The organism is Pseudomonas sp. 10S4 (assembly GCF_034344865.1).
Taxonomy (GTDB): Bacteria; Pseudomonadota; Gammaproteobacteria; order Pseudomonadales; family Pseudomonadaceae; genus Aquipseudomonas.
Genome location: NZ_CP133774.1, coordinates 3,193,904 through 3,209,089, shown reverse-complemented (window position 1 = coordinate 3,209,089; position 15,186 = coordinate 3,193,904). Strand labels below are relative to the sequence as shown.

At 58.4% G+C, this 15,186-nt stretch carries 10 protein-coding genes and 1 pseudogene; all 11 read right to left on the bottom strand.

Features of this window, described 5'->3' with window-relative positions; genetic code table 11:
• Position 1: 1 nt before the first annotated feature.
• Positions 2–1,642: a CTP synthase gene (locus tag RHM58_RS14670; RefSeq protein WP_322270625.1), complete on the bottom strand. Its 1,641-nt coding sequence runs from the start codon at positions 1,640–1,642 to the stop codon at positions 2–4.
• Positions 1,643–1,916: 274 nt separating this feature from the next.
• Positions 1,917–3,244: pseudogene (gene tilS, locus RHM58_RS14665) on the bottom strand (tRNA lysidine(34) synthetase TilS).
• A gap of 131 nt (positions 3,245–3,375) precedes the next feature.
• On the bottom strand, positions 3,376–4,323 hold the full coding sequence (locus tag RHM58_RS14660) for an acetyl-CoA carboxylase carboxyltransferase subunit alpha (RefSeq protein ID WP_201201085.1): 948 nt from the start codon (positions 4,321–4,323) through the stop codon (positions 3,376–3,378).
• A 152-nt stretch (positions 4,324–4,475) separates the two neighbouring features.
• Positions 4,476–7,997, bottom strand: coding sequence for a DNA polymerase III subunit alpha (gene dnaE, locus RHM58_RS14655; protein WP_201201083.1), 3,522 nt, complete (start codon positions 7,995–7,997; stop codon positions 4,476–4,478).
• 83 nt (positions 7,998–8,080) lie between these two features.
• Positions 8,081–8,707: a ribonuclease HII gene (gene rnhB, locus RHM58_RS14650; protein ID WP_201205153.1), complete on the bottom strand. Its 627-nt coding sequence runs from the start codon at positions 8,705–8,707 to the stop codon at positions 8,081–8,083.
• Between the two features lie 8 nt (positions 8,708–8,715).
• Positions 8,716–9,846 carry a lipid-A-disaccharide synthase gene (lpxB, locus tag RHM58_RS14645; RefSeq protein ID WP_322270624.1) on the bottom strand — a complete coding sequence of 377 codons (1,131 nt, stop codon included), beginning with the start codon at positions 9,844–9,846 and terminating at the stop codon, positions 8,716–8,718.
• 2 nt (positions 9,847–9,848) lie between these two features.
• Positions 9,849–10,625, bottom strand: coding sequence for an acyl-ACP--UDP-N-acetylglucosamine O-acyltransferase (lpxA, locus tag RHM58_RS14640; RefSeq protein WP_201201079.1), 777 nt, complete (start codon positions 10,623–10,625; stop codon positions 9,849–9,851).
• Positions 10,622–11,062 (bottom strand): 3-hydroxyacyl-ACP dehydratase FabZ, encoded by a 441-nt coding sequence (fabZ, locus tag RHM58_RS14635; RefSeq protein ID WP_201195505.1) that lies wholly within the window; start codon positions 11,060–11,062, stop codon positions 10,622–10,624. The genes lpxA and fabZ overlap by 4 nt, the downstream gene beginning before the upstream one ends.
• A 108-nt stretch (positions 11,063–11,170) precedes the next feature.
• A complete protein-coding gene (gene lpxD, locus RHM58_RS14630) occupies positions 11,171–12,226 on the bottom strand; it encodes a UDP-3-O-(3-hydroxymyristoyl)glucosamine N-acyltransferase (protein ID WP_201201077.1) in 1,056 nt (351 codons plus the stop codon).
• Positions 12,227–12,229: 3 nt separating this feature from the next.
• On the bottom strand, positions 12,230–12,733 hold the full coding sequence (locus RHM58_RS14625; protein ID WP_322270623.1) for an OmpH family outer membrane protein: 504 nt from the start codon (positions 12,731–12,733) through the stop codon (positions 12,230–12,232).
• 45 nt (positions 12,734–12,778) lie between these two features.
• Positions 12,779–15,169 (bottom strand): outer membrane protein assembly factor BamA, encoded by a 2,391-nt coding sequence (gene bamA, locus RHM58_RS14620; RefSeq protein WP_201201075.1) that lies wholly within the window; start codon positions 15,167–15,169, stop codon positions 12,779–12,781.
• Between the last annotated feature and the right edge of the window lie 17 nt (positions 15,170–15,186).

Below are 15,186 nucleotides of genomic sequence, written 5' to 3'. Positions count from 1 at the left end.
TTTATGCCTTCTTCTGGTGTTGAGTCAGCGCTGCTTTGACGAAGCCGGTGAACAACGGGTGACCGTCGCGCGGTGTCGAGGTGAACTCAGGGTGGAACTGGCAAGCGACGAACCATGGATGATCCGGGGCTTCAACCACTTCTACCAGCGCGCCATCACCGGAACGACCGGAGACTTTCAGGCCGGCCGCCATGATTTGCGGCAGCAGATTGTTGTTCACTTCGTAGCGATGACGGTGACGCTCGACGATCACGTCCTTGGCGTAGCAATCGTGAACCAGCGAACCCGGCTCCAGCAGGCAGTCCTGTGCGCCAAGGCGCATGGTGCCACCCAGGTCGGACGTTTCGGTACGGGTTTCGACAGCGCCGGTGGCATCTTCCCACTCGGTGATCAGACCCACGACCGGGTGACCGCTGGCGCGATCAAATTCGGTGGAGTTGGCGTCCTTCCAGCCCATCACGTTACGAGCGAATTCGATCACGGCCACTTGCATGCCCAGGCAGATGCCCAGGTACGGAACCTTGTTTTCGCGAGCGAATTGAACGGCAGTAATCTTGCCTTCCACGCCGCGCAGACCGAATCCGCCCGGTACGAGGATCGCGTCGACACCTTCCAGCAGCGCGGTGCCCTGGTTTTCGATGTCTTCGGAATCGATGTAGCGCAGGTTGACCTTGGTGCGGTTGCTGATGCCGGCGTGACTCATCGCTTCGATCAGCGATTTGTAGGCGTCCAGCAGTTCCATGTACTTGCCGACCATGGCGATGGTGACTTCGTGCTCAGGGTTGAGCTTGGCGTCGACCACGGCTTCCCACTCGGACAGATCAGCGCCGCCACATTGCAGGCCGAAACGCTCGACAACGAAATCATCCAGGCCCTGGGAGTGCAGAATGCCCGGGATCTTGTAGATGGTGTCGGCGTCTTCCAGCGCGATCACCGCACGCTCTTCAACGTTGGTGAATTGCGCGATCTTGCGACGCGAGGAGATGTCGATCGGGTGATCGGAACGGCAGACCAGCACGTCTGGTTGCAGGCCGATGGAACGCAGTTCCTTGACCGAGTGTTGGGTAGGCTTGGTTTTGGTTTCGCCGGCAGTGGCGATGTACGGCACCAGCGTCAGGTGCATCAGCATCGCGCGCTTGGCGCCGACTTCGAAGCGCAATTGACGGATCGCTTCGAGGAACGGCTGCGACTCGATGTCGCCGACGGTGCCGCCGATCTCGGAGATGATCACGTCGGGGCGCAGCGCGTCGTCGGCCTGGAGGCGCATCCGGCGCTTGATCTCGTCGGTGATGTGCGGGATGACCTGGATGGTTGCGCCCAGGTAATCACCACGGCGCTCTTTGCGCAGGACGTGTTCGTAGACACGGCCAGTGGTGAAGTTGTTGTTCTGGGTCATGGTCGTGCGGATGAACCGCTCGTAGTGGCCCAGGTCCAGGTCGGTCTCGGCGCCGTCGTGAGTGACGAACACTTCACCGTGCTGGAACGGGCTCATGGTGCCCGGGTCAACGTTGATGTACGGGTCCAGCTTCAGCATGGTGACCTTAAGTCCCCGCGCCTCCAGGATGGCCGCCAATGAAGCCGAGGCAATGCCTTTCCCCAATGAAGAAACAACACCGCCCGTGACGAATATGTAGCGCGTCATGAAAAACCCTAGAAGTCTGCGTTAAAGCGGTCCGAGCCGCCGGGGAAAGCGAAGGAAGGCCGAAGCCCCCGATCACCTGCATTAATCACAGTGCATCTTTCAAAAAAACCGCCGCGTTGGGACAGACCGGGAGATGAAACACCGGTGCGTTGCTCGCTACACATTTTTTGGAATCGCCCAGCAAAGACTGCTTGGTAATCGGCAACTCCTGCAATTCAGGCGAATCCACAGAAGTTGTATCAAGAAGGGAGCGTAGTCTACCGGAAAGCCCCTTTCAGCTCAAACCTTGATCTTCGTTCGGTGGCTGCCACTGTAAATCCCAGCCGTCCCGCGCACTGCCGTTTAACCCCCGCAGCCCCGCCACCGCCAGCAAATGCTCACCTCGATAGAGCAGCGGCAATCTGCCACGGGCAAACGGCGGAACACCGCGTTCATTGAGCAAACGCTTGAGGTCGCGGTGCCCGCGATCGGCCAGATCCATGACCTCGCCTCCCTCACGATAGCGGATATGCAACGGGCCATAGGGGATTTGGCCGTTCAGCGTGAGCCGGCCATTTTCCGGCAAAAAAGTGGCAACGTGGGGTCGGCCCATTTACCTGCAACCGGTGGCGTACGCAGCCAGACACCGGACAACCACCAGATACGCCCGCTCGCCCGGTGTAATTCACCGTCCGCCAGTCGCCAGATGGGACAGGCATCGCCAGTGGCATCACGAAGATTTTGCCAACCCGACCAATGGTCACTGTCCGGCAGACGTGTCCGCGTCGTCAGCCAATGACTCAAGGCATTGCGTTGACGCGGGCTGGACAGCTTTTCCAATGGAGCCAGCGCGAGGGAAGGCACTCCCAGCCAATCGAACTCACAGCTGCTGCCGGCCTCGGCCAGATCGATCTGCGCCAACTCATCAAGTAACCCTTGGGCCTCGCGTAAATGTGCGGCGCTACGAGCCATGGTCGCCACCGCTTGCGGCCAACGTACGGCCAAGACCGGGAACACCTGATGTCGCAGATAATTGCGCGAGAACTGCCGATCCTGGTTCGAGGGGTCCTCGATCCAGCTCAATTGATGCTCGGCGGCATACGCTTCAAGCTCGGCCCGAGTGACATCAAGCAGCGGTCGAAGCAAATGCCCAGGCCCCAACGCTCGCTCAGAAGGCATCCCCGCTAACCCTTTGACCCCGGCCCCGCGCAACAAGCGAAACAACAGGGTTTCCGCCTGATCGTCACGGTGCTGGGCAGTCAGCAGTACTTCATTGGTTTGGGTCGCCTCGATGAAGGCGCCATAACGCGCCTCCCGGGCGGCACGCTCAAGGCTGGCGCCGGGTTGAACCTGGACGCGAACAACCTTAAGCGGCACTCCCAGCGCATCACACATCGACTGACAGTGTTCCGGCCACGCATCAGCCACAGCCTGAAGACCGTGATGGACATGGATGGCTTTGAGCGTCGGCAGGGATTCGGTTTTTGCGAGATAAGCGAGAAGGTGCAACAGGACGGTGGAGTCGAGGCCACCGGAGAAAGCGATGCGCCAGGTTTTGGCGTTGCGCCAAGGTTTGAGATTCAGCAGGAGCCTGGCAGGAAGATCAATCATGGACTGACTCATATCGATCACTTCACGCAAATCAAATGTGGGAGCGGGCTTGCTCGCGAAAGCGGCTCAACATTCAACACATTGGTTGCCTGTTATACCGCTTTCGCGAGCAATCCCGCTCCCACATTGAAGCCGAGGTCAGATCAGAGACCGTAGCTCATCAGTCGCTCGTAACGACGCTTGAGCAGCGCTTCGTTGTCGAACTTCTTCAGCATCGCCAGTTGCGAGCTCAGCTCGGCGCGGATCGATGCAGCGGCAGCAGCCGGGTCGCGGTGGGCGCCGCCCAAAGGCTCGCCGATCACTTTGTCGACGATGCCCAGGCCTTTCAGGCGCTCGGCGGTGATGCCCATGGCTTCAGCGGCATCCGGTGCTTTCTCGGCGGTTTTCCACAGAATCGAAGCGCAACCTTCCGGCGAAATCACCGCGTAGGTCGAGTACTGCAGCATGTTCAGTTGATCACAAACGCCGATCGCCAACGCACCACCCGAACCACCTTCACCGATCACGGTGGCGATGATTGGGGTTTTCAGGCGTGCCATGACGCGCAGGTTCCAGGCAATCGCTTCACTCTGGTTGCGCTCTTCGGCGTCGATACCAGGGTAAGCACCCGGGGTGTCGATGAAGGTCAGGATCGGCATTTTGAAGCGCTCGGCCATTTCCATCAGGCGGCAGGCCTTGCGGTAGCCTTCCGGACGCGGCATGCCGAAGTTGCGGCGAACCTTCTCGCGCACTTCACGGCCTTTCTGGTGACCGATGATCATTACTGGCTGGTCGTCCAGACGGGCGATACCGCCAACGATGGCAGCGTCGTCAGAGAAGTGACGATCGCCGTGCAGTTCGTCGAACTCGGTGAAGATGTGTTCGATGTAGTCCAGGGTGTACGGGCGGCGCGGGTGACGCGCCAGACGCGCGATCTGCCAGCTGGTCAGCTTGCCGAAGATGTCTTCGGTCAGCGTGCTGCTTTTGTCCTGCAGGCGGGAAATCTCATCGCCGATATTCAGCGAATTGTCATTACCGACCAAGCGCAACTCTTCGATCTTGGCTTGCAGGTCGGCGATCGGCTGTTCGAAATCTAGAAAATTCGGGTTCATAGGCGTCCGTCTTGGGTCGACATCCAAGAGAGCTTGGGCCGGCCGGTTGTCTATTCGCGCCCTACCTTAAGGGAGAGGCGCGTTCAGGTCGAGATTAAAAATTGAGTCGAGATCAGGCCATGCTCTTAATGGTAAAGAATGCCACCTGACCGTCAACGGTATTGGAGGAAGACGTTGTCTCGCCCGAACTGGTCACGCAGAGCTTGAATCAAGGCATCCGCCGGGTCGATTCGCCAGGTCTCGCCGAACTGCAGCAAGGCCTTCGCATCGGGACTGGTGTATTCCATGGTGATCGGACACGCACCTCGGTGACGCTTGAACAGCTCACCGAGCCAGCGTAGCTGATCGCCCTTCAAATCCTGGGTCTGCAGCTTCAAGCGCAGGCTTTCGGCCAGGTTGGTGCGCGCATCTTCCATGCTCATCACCCGCTTGACCCGCAGCCGCAGGCCGCCAGAGAAGTCGTCGTTGCTGACTTCGCCTTCGACCACCACCATCGCATCGGTCTGCAACAGCGACTGCGCGGAATGGAATGCCTCGGCGAACAACGACGCCTCGATCCGGCCCGAGCGGTCGTCGAGGGTAATGAAACCCATCTTGTCGCCCTTTTTGTTCTTCATGACCCGCAGGGCGATGATCATCCCCGCGACAGTCTGGGTATCGCGCGCCGGTTTCAGGTCGATGATGCGCTGGCGGGCGAAACGGCGGATCTCGCCTTCGTATTCGTCGATCGGGTGACCGGTCAGGTACAGGCCCAAGGTGTCTTTCTCGCCCTTCAGGCGTTCCTTGAGGGTCAGTTCCTTGGCCTTGCGGTGATTGGCGTAGACATCGGCGTCTTCTTCGACGAACAAGCCGCCAAACAGATCGACGTGACCGCTGTCTTTGGTACGCGCGGTTTGTTCGGCTGCCTTGATCGCCCCTTCCATGGCATTCAGCAAGACCGCCCGGTTACGGTCGATGTTGGCCTGGTAGGCTTTCTGCTCGTCATGGAAGTAAGGACCGAGACGATCCAGCGCACCGCTGCGGATCAAACCGTCCAGGGTCCGCTTGTTGATACGCTTGAGGTCGACACGGGCGCAGAAGTCGAACAGATCCTTGAACGGACCCGCTTGACGCGCCTCGGTGATCGCCTCCACCGGACCTTCACCCACACCTTTGATCGCGCCGAGGCCGTAAATGATCCGGCCTTCGTCGTTCACCGTGAACTTGAATTCCGAAGTATTCACATCCGGCGCGTCGAGACGCAGCTTCATGGTGCGAATTTCTTCGATCAAGGTCACGACCTTGTCGGTGTTGTGCATATCCGCCGACAGTACCGCGGCCATGAACGGCGCCGGGTAGTGGGTTTTCAGCCACGCCGTTTGGTATGACACCAGGCCATAAGCAGCCGAGTGAGATTTGTTGAAACCGTAACCGGCGAATTTTTCCACCAGGTCGAAAATGTTACCGGACAGGTCCGGATCGATGTTGTTAGCGGTGCAGCCTTCAATGAAACCACCGCGTTGCTTGGCCATTTCTTCGGGTTTTTTCTTACCCATGGCCCGACGCAGCATGTCCGCACCACCGAGGGTGTAACCGGCCATGACCTGGGCAATCTGCATCACCTGTTCCTGATACAGGATGATGCCGTAAGTCGGCGCCAATACCGGCTTGAGGCCTTCGTACTGGTAGTCCGAGTGCGGGTACGCCAGTTCAGCGCGACCGTGCTTACGGTTGATAAAGTCGTCCACCATGCCTGACTGCAGCGGGCCCGGACGGAACAGGGCCACGAGTGCGATCAAGTCTTCCAGGCAGTCGGGCTTGAGCTTTTTGATCAGCTCTTTCATGCCCCGGGACTCGAGCTGGAACACCGCCGTGGTTTCGGCTTTTTGCAGCAGCGTGTAGGTCGGTTTGTCGTCCAGCGGGATGAACGCGATGTCCAGTGGCGGCTCATCAACCTTGGCGCGATCGCGGTTGATGGTTTTCAGCGCCCAGTCGATGACCGTCAGGGTCCGCAGACCGAGGAAGTCGAACTTCACCAGACCGGCAGCCTCAACGTCGTCCTTGTCGAACTGGGTTACCAGGCCATCACCGGCCTCGTCGCAATAGATCGGCGAAAAGTCGGTCAGCTTGGTCGGCGCGATGACAACACCACCGGCGTGCTTACCGACGTTACGTACAACGCCTTCGAGCTTGCGGGCCATTTCCCAGATTTCGGCAGCCTCTTCATCGACCTTGATGAAGTCACGCAGGATCTCTTCCTGCTCGTAGGCTTTTTCCAGGGTCATGCCGACTTCGAACGGAATCATCTTCGACAGACGATCCGCCAGGCCGTAGGACTTGCCCTGCACCCGCGCAACGTCACGCACCACCGCTTTGGCGGCCATGGAACCGAAGGTGATGATCTGGCTTACCGCGTTGCGGCCGTATTTCTCGGCCACGTATTCAATAACCCGGTCACGCCCGTCCATGCAGAAGTCGACGTCGAAGTCGGGCATCGATACCCGTTCCGGGTTAAGGAAACGTTCGAACAGCAGGTCATATTCCAGTGGATCGAGGTCGGTGATCTTCTGTACATAGGCCACCAGCGACCCGGCACCCGACCCCCGACCCGGACCTACCGGCACGCCGTTGCTCTTGGCCCACTGGATAAAGTCCATCACGATCAGGAAGTAACCGGGGAAGCCCATCTGGATGATGATATCCAGTTCGAAATTCAGCCGATCAACGTAGACCTGACGCTTGGCTTCGTAGTCTTCGGTGGTGTCTTTGGGCAGCAAAACGCTCAGGCGTTCTTCCAGGCCATCGAAGGACACCTTGCGGAAATACTCGTCGATGGTCATGCCATCGGGGATCGGGAAGTTGGGCAGGAAGTGCTTGCCCAGCTTCACTTCGATGTTGCAGCGCTTGGCGATCTCGACGGTGTTTTCCAGCGCCTCGGGAATATCGCTGAACAGCTCGGCCATTTCCTCGGCGCTTTTGAGGTACTGCTGATCGCTGTAGTTCTTCGAACGCCGCGGATCGTCGAGGGCCCGACCCTCACCGATGCAAACGCGGGTTTCGTGGGCCGCGAAGTCTTCCTGTTTGATGAAGCGCACATCGTTGGTTGCGACCAGCGGAGCGCCGATTTTCTCGGCCAGGGCCACGGCGCCGTGCAGTTGCTCTTCATCGTTGGGGCGGTTGGTGCGCTGGATTTCCAGATAAAAGCGATCCGGGAATACCGTCATCCATTCGCGAGCGAGGGTTTCCGCTTCAACCGGATTGCCACTAAGCATCGCCAGGCCGATTTCGCCTTCCTTCGCCGCCGACAGCATGATCAAGCCTTCGCTGGCTTCGGCCACCCACTCGCGCTCGATGATGATCGAGCCGTTGCGCTGGCCGTCGATGAAGCCGCGGGAAATCAGTTCGGTGAGGTTGCGATAACCCACGGCGTTCATCGCCAGCAGGCTGATCCGGCTCAGAGCGTTATCCGGATCCTTGTTCGACAGCCACAGGTCGGCGCCGCAGATAGGCTTGATGCCCGCGCCCATCGAAGCTTTATAGAATTTGACCAGGGAACACATGTTGTTCTGGTCAGTGACCGCCACGGCAGGCATGTTCATGCCGACCAGGGTCTTGACCAGCGGTTTGATCCGCACCAGACCGTCGACCAGGGAGTATTCAGTGTGCAGGCGTAGATGAACGAATGAAGCCGGCATAGTGATCCTGTCTAGAAACTAGAAACGTGAAGACAACAAGGCCCGGATTGTACCGGGCCTTGGAAAAAACATCAGCCTCGCGACTAACTCTCGATCAGACTTTCCCGCGCCTCGTAAGCCAGGCGGACCGGGGCGAACGAGCGGCGGTGAATCGGGGTAGGCCCCAAACGTGCCAAGGCTTCCAGATGAACGGGCGTCGGGTAGCCTTTGTGGCCACCGATCCCGTAACCCGGGTAAATCAATTCGAATGCGGCCATTTCACGGTCGCGACTGACCTTGGCCAGGATCGACGCGGCGGCGATGGCCGGCACCTTGCTATCGCCCTTGACCACGGCTTCGGAGCGCATGGACAGTTTCGGGCAGCGGTTGCCGTCGATCATCGCCAGTTTCGGCTGAATGTGCAGGCCTTCGATGGCGCGCTGCATGGCCAACATCGTGGCATGCAGGATGTTCAGTTCGTCGATTTCTTCGACTTCGGCCCGAGCGATGCACCAGCTCAAGGCCTTTTCGCAGATTTCGTCGTAGAGCTTTTCGCGGCGGGCTTCGGTGAGCTTCTTCGAGTCGTTCAGCCCCAGGATCGGCCGGTTCGGGTCGAGGATCACCGCAGCGGTGACCACGGCGCCGCAGAGCGGGCCGCGACCGACTTCGTCGACACCGGCAACCAGCTCTTCCAGTTCGGCGACCAGTGTGAAGTCGAGGCCCATCTGCATAGTTTTGCTCATTGTATTTTGCCGATCAGGTTCAGTACGGCATCTGCCGCCTGGTTGGAGGCATCCAGACGCAGGGTCCGGTGAATTTCATCGAAGCCGCGAGTCTGCTCTTCGCCACCCTCGATCAACGGAGACAAGGTCTGGGCCAGGGCTTCCACGGTCGCATCGTCCTGCAACAACTCAGGCACCAACAGGCGCTGGGCCAGCAAGTTCGGCAACGAGACGTAGGGGCTTTTGACCATGCGCTTGAGAATCCAGAACGTCAGCGGCGCCAGGCGATAGGCAACCACCATCGGGCGTTTGTACAACAACGCTTCAAGCGTCGCCGTTCCGGAGGCGATCAACACCGCATCGCAGGCTGCCAGGGCCAGATGAGACTTGCCATCGAGCAGGGTCAGCGGCAGATCGCGCCCGGCCAGCAGCTCTTCGAGCTGGGCACGGCGTTCGGGGCTCGCGCATGGCATGACGAACCGAATGCCGGGACGCAGGACCTGCAGGCGCTCGGCGGTATCAAGGAACAACGCACCGAGACGGCCCACTTCACCACCACGGCTGCCAGGCATCAGCGCGACTAACGGACCGTCTGGCAAACCCAGTTCGGCCCGCGCCGCCGCGCGATCGGCTTCAAGCGGAATCGCATCAGCCAGGGAATGCCCGACAAACCGCACCGGCACGCCCTTCTCTTCGTAGAATTTGGCTTCGAACGGGAACAGCGTCAGCATCAGGTCGCAGCCTTCGCGAATCTTCAGCACCCGCTTCTGCCGCCAGGCCCAGACCGACGGGCTGACGTAATGCACAGTCTTGATCCCGGCCTGACGCAGCTTGAGTTCGATATTGAGGTTGAAGTCCGGGGCATCGATGCCGATGAACACGTCCGGTTTCTCGGCGATCAGGTCCGCGACCAGCTTCTTGCGCCGAGCCAGCAGCTCACGCAATCGACCCAGCACTTCCACCAGGCCCATGACCGAAAGGCGTTCCATAGGGAAGTACGAGGTCAGACCTTCGGCCTGCATCAGCGGACCGCCGACACCAATGAACTCCACCGCCGGGTGCTGCGCCTTGAGTGCACGCATCAGACCGGCGCCCAGAATGTCACCGGAAGCCTCACCCGCTACCAGCGCAATACGCAGATTAGCCATGATTAACGAGTGATGCCGCGAGTCGAAGACTGGATGGAATCACGGAATACCGCGACTTCCGGAAACTGTGCCGAGGGTTCGGCCAGTTCGGCGAGCGCCTGTTCGACCGTCAGGCCCTGGCGGTAAACCACCTTGTAGGCACGACGCAGGGCGTGGATGGCGTCTTCGCTGAAACCGCGACGACGCATCCCTTCAAAGTTCATGCTACGGGCTTCGGCAGGGTTACCGAATACCGTGACGTACGCCGGGACGTCCTTGCCGATGGCGGTGCCCATGCCGGAAAAGCTGTGGGCGCCAATATGGCAATACTGGTGAACCAGAGTGAAACCGGAAAGGATCGCCCAGTCTTCAACGTGCACGTGGCCAGCCAACGCAGTGTTATTGACCAGGATGCAATTGTTGCCAATAACGCTGTCATGGCCAATGTGGGCATAGGCCATGATCAGGTTGTGATCGCCCAGAGTGGTTTCCGAACGGTCCTGCACGGTGCCGCGGTGAATCGTTACGCCTTCGCGGATGACGTTGTGATCACCGATGACCAGGCGGGTTTCTTCGCCTTTGTATTTCAGATCGGGCGTGTCCTCACCTACCGAGGAAAACTGGTAGATGCGGTTGTGCTTACCGATTCGGGTCGGGCCCTTGAGAATCACATGCGGCCCGATCACTGTTCCCTCGCCGATTTCCACACCTGCGCCGACGATCGACCAAGGGCCGACCTCGACGCCGTCGGCCAGGATGGCCGTCGGATCGATGATTGCGCGAGGGTCAATCAAACTCATACTTTTTGTTCCGCACAGATGATCTCGGCCGAGCATACCGGCTTGCCGTCCACCGATGCCTGGCATTCAAACTTCCAGATCTTGCGCTTGCAGCTGATGAACGTGGCTTCAAGGATCAACTGGTCGCCTGGCTTGACCGGCTGACGGAAACGCAGTTTGTCCGAGCCTACGAAGTAGTACAGGGTGCCATCGGCCGGTTTCAGGTCCAGCATCTTGAAACCAAGGATCCCGGCAGCCTGAGCCATCGCTTCGATGATCAGCACGCCTGGCATGATTGGATGCGCAGGGAAGTGACCATTGAAGAACGGCTCGTTGATGCTGACATTCTTGTAGGCGCGAATGCGCTTGCCTTCCACATCCAGATCCACAACCCGGTCCACCAGCAGGAACGGGTAACGGTGAGGCAGGTATTCGCGAATCTCGTTGATGTCCATCATTTCGGGGGAAGCCTATGTAAAGATTGGAAGCGCGCGACTGAAGCGCGCCCCTCTAGCAAATCAAGGAGGCAGTCTAGCGGCTGTGCTTACTTGATATGGAAAATGGTATCAGCCATCTGATGAAGCATTACCGTCAGGGGTCACTTCCCCTACACGCTTTTCCAGCTGTCGCAGACGCCGCGCGATGTCATCGAGCTGACGGATGCGTGCCGCGCTTTTGCGCCACTCGGCAGCCGGTTGCATGGCTGTACCGGAAGAATAGGAACCCGGCTCGGTAATCGAATGGGTCACCATGGTCATCCCGGTCAGGAAAACGTTGTCACAAACTTCGATATGCCCCACCAGCCCGACGCCACCGGCCAGCATGCAATGCTTGCCTATCTTGGTGCTGCCGGAGATACCTACGCACGCCGCCATGGCGGTGTGATCTCCAACCTGGACGTTGTGAGCAATCTGAATCTGATTGTCGAGCTTCACACCGTTGCCGAGGATGGTATCAGCCAGTGCGCCACGGTCGACGGCGGTATTCACGCCAATCTCCACGTCGTCACCCACCAGCACGCCACCGATCTGGGCAATTTTCTGCCAGACACCTTTCTCGTTGGCAAAACCGAAACCTTCGCCACCGAGTACGGCACCCGACTGAATCACTACTCGCTTGCCGATACGCACATCGTGATACAGCGTGACCCGTGGAGCCAGCCAGCCGCCCTCACCGATCTCGCAGCGAGCGCCGATGAAGCAATGAGCCCCGACGGTCACACCCGCAGCAATTCGCGCCGCACTTTCAATCACCGCAAAGGCACCGATGCTCGCCGCCGGATCAACCACCGCGTCCGCTGCCACCACCGCTGTCGGATGAATACCGGCAGCCGCCTTTGGCTTGGGATCGAACAGGTGGGAAATTCGCGCGTAAGCCAAGTACGGATCAGGCACGATCAGCGCATTACCGACAAAACCTTCAGCGTCAGCGGCCTTCAGCAACAGGGCTGCGGCCTGACTGTCCGCCAGGTATTTACGGTATTGAGGGTTTGCCAGAAAGCTCAACTGAGCTGGGCCAGCCTCTTGCAAAGTGGCTAGCCCAGTAATTTCTTTCTCCGGGTCGCCACTCAGGGTGGCGCCGAGGAACTCGGCCAATTGGCCAAGCTTTATAGTCGCTGTCATGGATTACTTCAGCTGATTCATGCGCTCGATAACGTGGCGAGTGATGTCGTACTGAGGTTTGACATCAATCACTGCGCCACGCTCGAAGACCAGGTCAAAAGCACCTTTCTTGATGACTTCTTCCACAGCGCTGTCCAGTTTCGGCTTGAGCTGCTTCAGCATTTCACGGTCAGCAACGGCTTTGGCTTCGTTCAATTCCTTGGACTGGAACTGGAAGTCACGAGCCTTTTGCTTGAATTCAAGCTCCAGACGCTCACGCTCGCCTTGCTGCATCTTGTCGCCACCGGCTACCAGACGGTCCTGGATACCTTTGGCACTGCTTTCCAGCGTCTTGAGCTTGGTCAGCTGCGGGCCGAACTTTTTCTCGGCATCCACGGCGTACTTCTTGGCCGCGTCGGATTCCAGCAGGGCCATCTGATAGTTCAGTACAGCGATTTTCATGTCGGCAAAAGCCGGACCTGCTACCAGTACGGTCGCCAGGAGAACCAATTGAGTCAACTTACGCACGATGCACTCCTACAAAATCCATTGTCGTTATCTTGGGTCAGACGCTTAGAACGTCTGGCCGAGGGAGAATTGGAAAATCTGGGTTTCAGCGTTATCCGGTTTCTTGACCGGCATGGCCAACGCGAAACTCAAAGGCCCCAGCGCGGTGACCCAAGTCAGACCAACACCAACGGAACTGGCCATATTGCTCAGGCTGATGTCGTTGCACTGCGTGTTGGACGGTGTTACCCCGTTAGAGTTTGTAGCTTGTTGGCACTTGGAATCGAACACGTTACCCACATCCCAGAATACCGACGTACGCAGGGAGCGCTGGTCCTTGACGAATGGCAGCGGGAACAGAAGCTCTGCACCACCTTGAATCAGAACGTTGCCACCGAATGGCAGTGGATCTTGATCCGGGTCCGCTAATGTTCCGTTGTTGCCCGTGGCAGTTTGACCACGGCTTGGAGTACTGCGCGGACCCAGGGTGCTGTCCTTGAAACCACGAACCGAGTTGAAACCACCAGCATAGTAGTTTTCATAGAATGGCAAGCCATCTGTCGAACCATAACCATCGCCATAACCCAATTCAGTGTGCAGGCGTACGGTGTAGTTTTCGCTCAGAGGCTGGAACAACTGGCCACGGTAGTCGAGTTTGAAGAACGACAGGTCGCTGCCCGGCGTGGTGGCTTCCAGTGTCAAGCTCTGGGAATGACCACGGGTCGCCAGTACACCTTTGTTCAGGGTGGACTCGGACCAGCCGGCCGAAGCCTTGAAGTTCAGGTAGCTATCGCCTTCGCGGTTAACGAAGTCGAAGATTTCGTCGACGGTGTACTGACCTGTCTTGATCTTGTCTTGTTGCGCAGTCAGGCCGAAGGTCAGGCGCGACGTCTCGCTGATCGGATAACCGACGCTTACGCCAGCACCCAGGCTATCTACCGCGTAGCTTGCAACGTTGACGTCGAGGTCTTTGTAGTCAGTGGTGCGATAGAACGCGTTGTAACCCAGGCTCACACCATCAGCAGTCCAGTACGGGTCGACATAACCGAAGTTATAGCGGGTCTGGTATTGGCTTTTGGTCAGGCCGATGCTGACCTTGTTACCGGTACCCAGGAAGTTGTTCTGGGTGATCGAACCACCGAGGATCAGACCGGCGCTCTGGGCGAAACCGACACTGGCGGTAATCGAACCGGAAGCCTGCTCTTCAACGCTGTAGTTCACATCAACCTGGTCATCCACGCCCGGTACGGCAGGCGTTTCAACGTTAACTTCCTTGAAGAAGCCCAGACGTTCAAGACGCGTCTTGGATTGGTCGATCAGGTAGGTCGAAGCCCAGCCGCCTTCCATCTGGCGCATTTCACGACGCAGCACTTCGTCTTCCGACTTGGTATTGCCGCGGAAGTTGATACGGTTTACGTAAGCACGCTTGCCTGGATCAACAGCGAAAGTGATGTCTACCGTGTGGTCATCATCGTGCGGCTGAGGAACGCCGTTGACGTTGGCGAAGGTGTAACCCTCGTTACCGAGACGACGAGTGATCAGTTCCGAGGTAGTGGTCATCAGCTTGCGCGAGAACACCTGGCCTTTCTGAACCAGCAGCAGGGACTTGACCTGGTCTTCAGGCACTTTCAGGTCGCCGCTGAGCTTCACGTCACGAACGGTGTACTTCTCGCCTTCGTTGACGTTGACCGTGATGTAGACGTGTTTCTTGTCCGGGGTGATGGACACCTGGGTCGAAGCGATATCCATATTGATATAGCCGCGGTCCAGGTAGTAGGAGCGCAGACGCTCCAGGTCACCGGAAAGTTTTTCACGAGCATACTTGTCGTCGTTCTTGAAGAACGACAGCCAGTTGGTGGTCTTGAGTTCGAACAGGTCGATCAGGTCTTCATCAGGAAAGACCGTGTTACCCACCACGTTGATGTGCTGGATAGCAGCGACGGTGCCTTCATTGATATTGACCTTCAACGCGACGCGGTTACGCGGCTGCGCCACCACTTCGGTGTCGACAGTTGCCGAGTAGCGACCCTGAGCGACGTACTGGCGCTGCAGCTCGTTACGCACACCTTCGAGGGTGGCACGCTGGAAGATCTCGCCTTCGGCCAGGCCAGATTGCTTGAGGCCCTTCATCAGGTCTTCAGTGGAGATGGCCTTGTTACCGTCGATCTCGATACTCGCGACCGAAGGACGCTCGACTACCGTGATAACGAGGACATTGCCTTCGCGACCCAGCTGGATATCTTGAAAGAAACCGGTTTTGAACAACGCACGAGTGGATTCCACCAGGCGACGATCATCCGCCTGTTCGCCGACGTTCAACGGCAAGGCACCAAAGACACTACCCGCGGAGACCCGCTGGAGGCCATTGACGCGAATATCAGAGATAGTGAAGGACTCGGCGTGAACTTCGGCGATCATCAATACGGTGAGAACCGCAGTTAGCAGCAGACGTTTCATGAAGTCCTTTCTTATTC

Bases quoted from the DNA above. Each gene is read 5' to 3' on its own strand.
- RHM58_RS14670 (WP_322270625.1), bottom strand. From the start codon at position 1,642: ATGACGCGCTACATATTCGTCACGGGCGGTGTTGTTTCTTCATTGGGG.
- RHM58_RS14660 (WP_201201085.1), bottom strand. From the start codon at position 4,323: ATGAACCCGAATTTTCTAGATTTCGAACAGCCGATCGCCGACCTGCAA.
- dnaE (WP_201201083.1), bottom strand. From the start codon at position 7,997: ATGCCGGCTTCATTCGTTCATCTACGCCTGCACACTGAATACTCCCTG.
- rnhB (WP_201205153.1), bottom strand. From the start codon at position 8,707: ATGCAGATGGGCCTCGACTTCACACTGGTCGCCGAACTGGAAGAGCTG.
- lpxB (WP_322270624.1), bottom strand. From the start codon at position 9,846: ATGGCTAATCTGCGTATTGCGCTGGTAGCGGGTGAGGCTTCCGGTGAC.
- lpxA (WP_201201079.1), bottom strand. From the start codon at position 10,625: ATGAGTTTGATTGACCCTCGCGCAATCATCGATCCGACGGCCATCCTG.
- fabZ (WP_201195505.1), bottom strand. From the start codon at position 11,062: ATGATGGACATCAACGAGATTCGCGAATACCTGCCTCACCGTTACCCG.
- lpxD (WP_201201077.1), bottom strand. From the start codon at position 12,226: ATGACAGCGACTATAAAGCTTGGCCAATTGGCCGAGTTCCTCGGCGCC.
- bamA (WP_201201075.1), bottom strand. From the start codon at position 15,169: ATGAAACGTCTGCTGCTAACTGCGGTTCTCACCGTATTGATGATCGCC.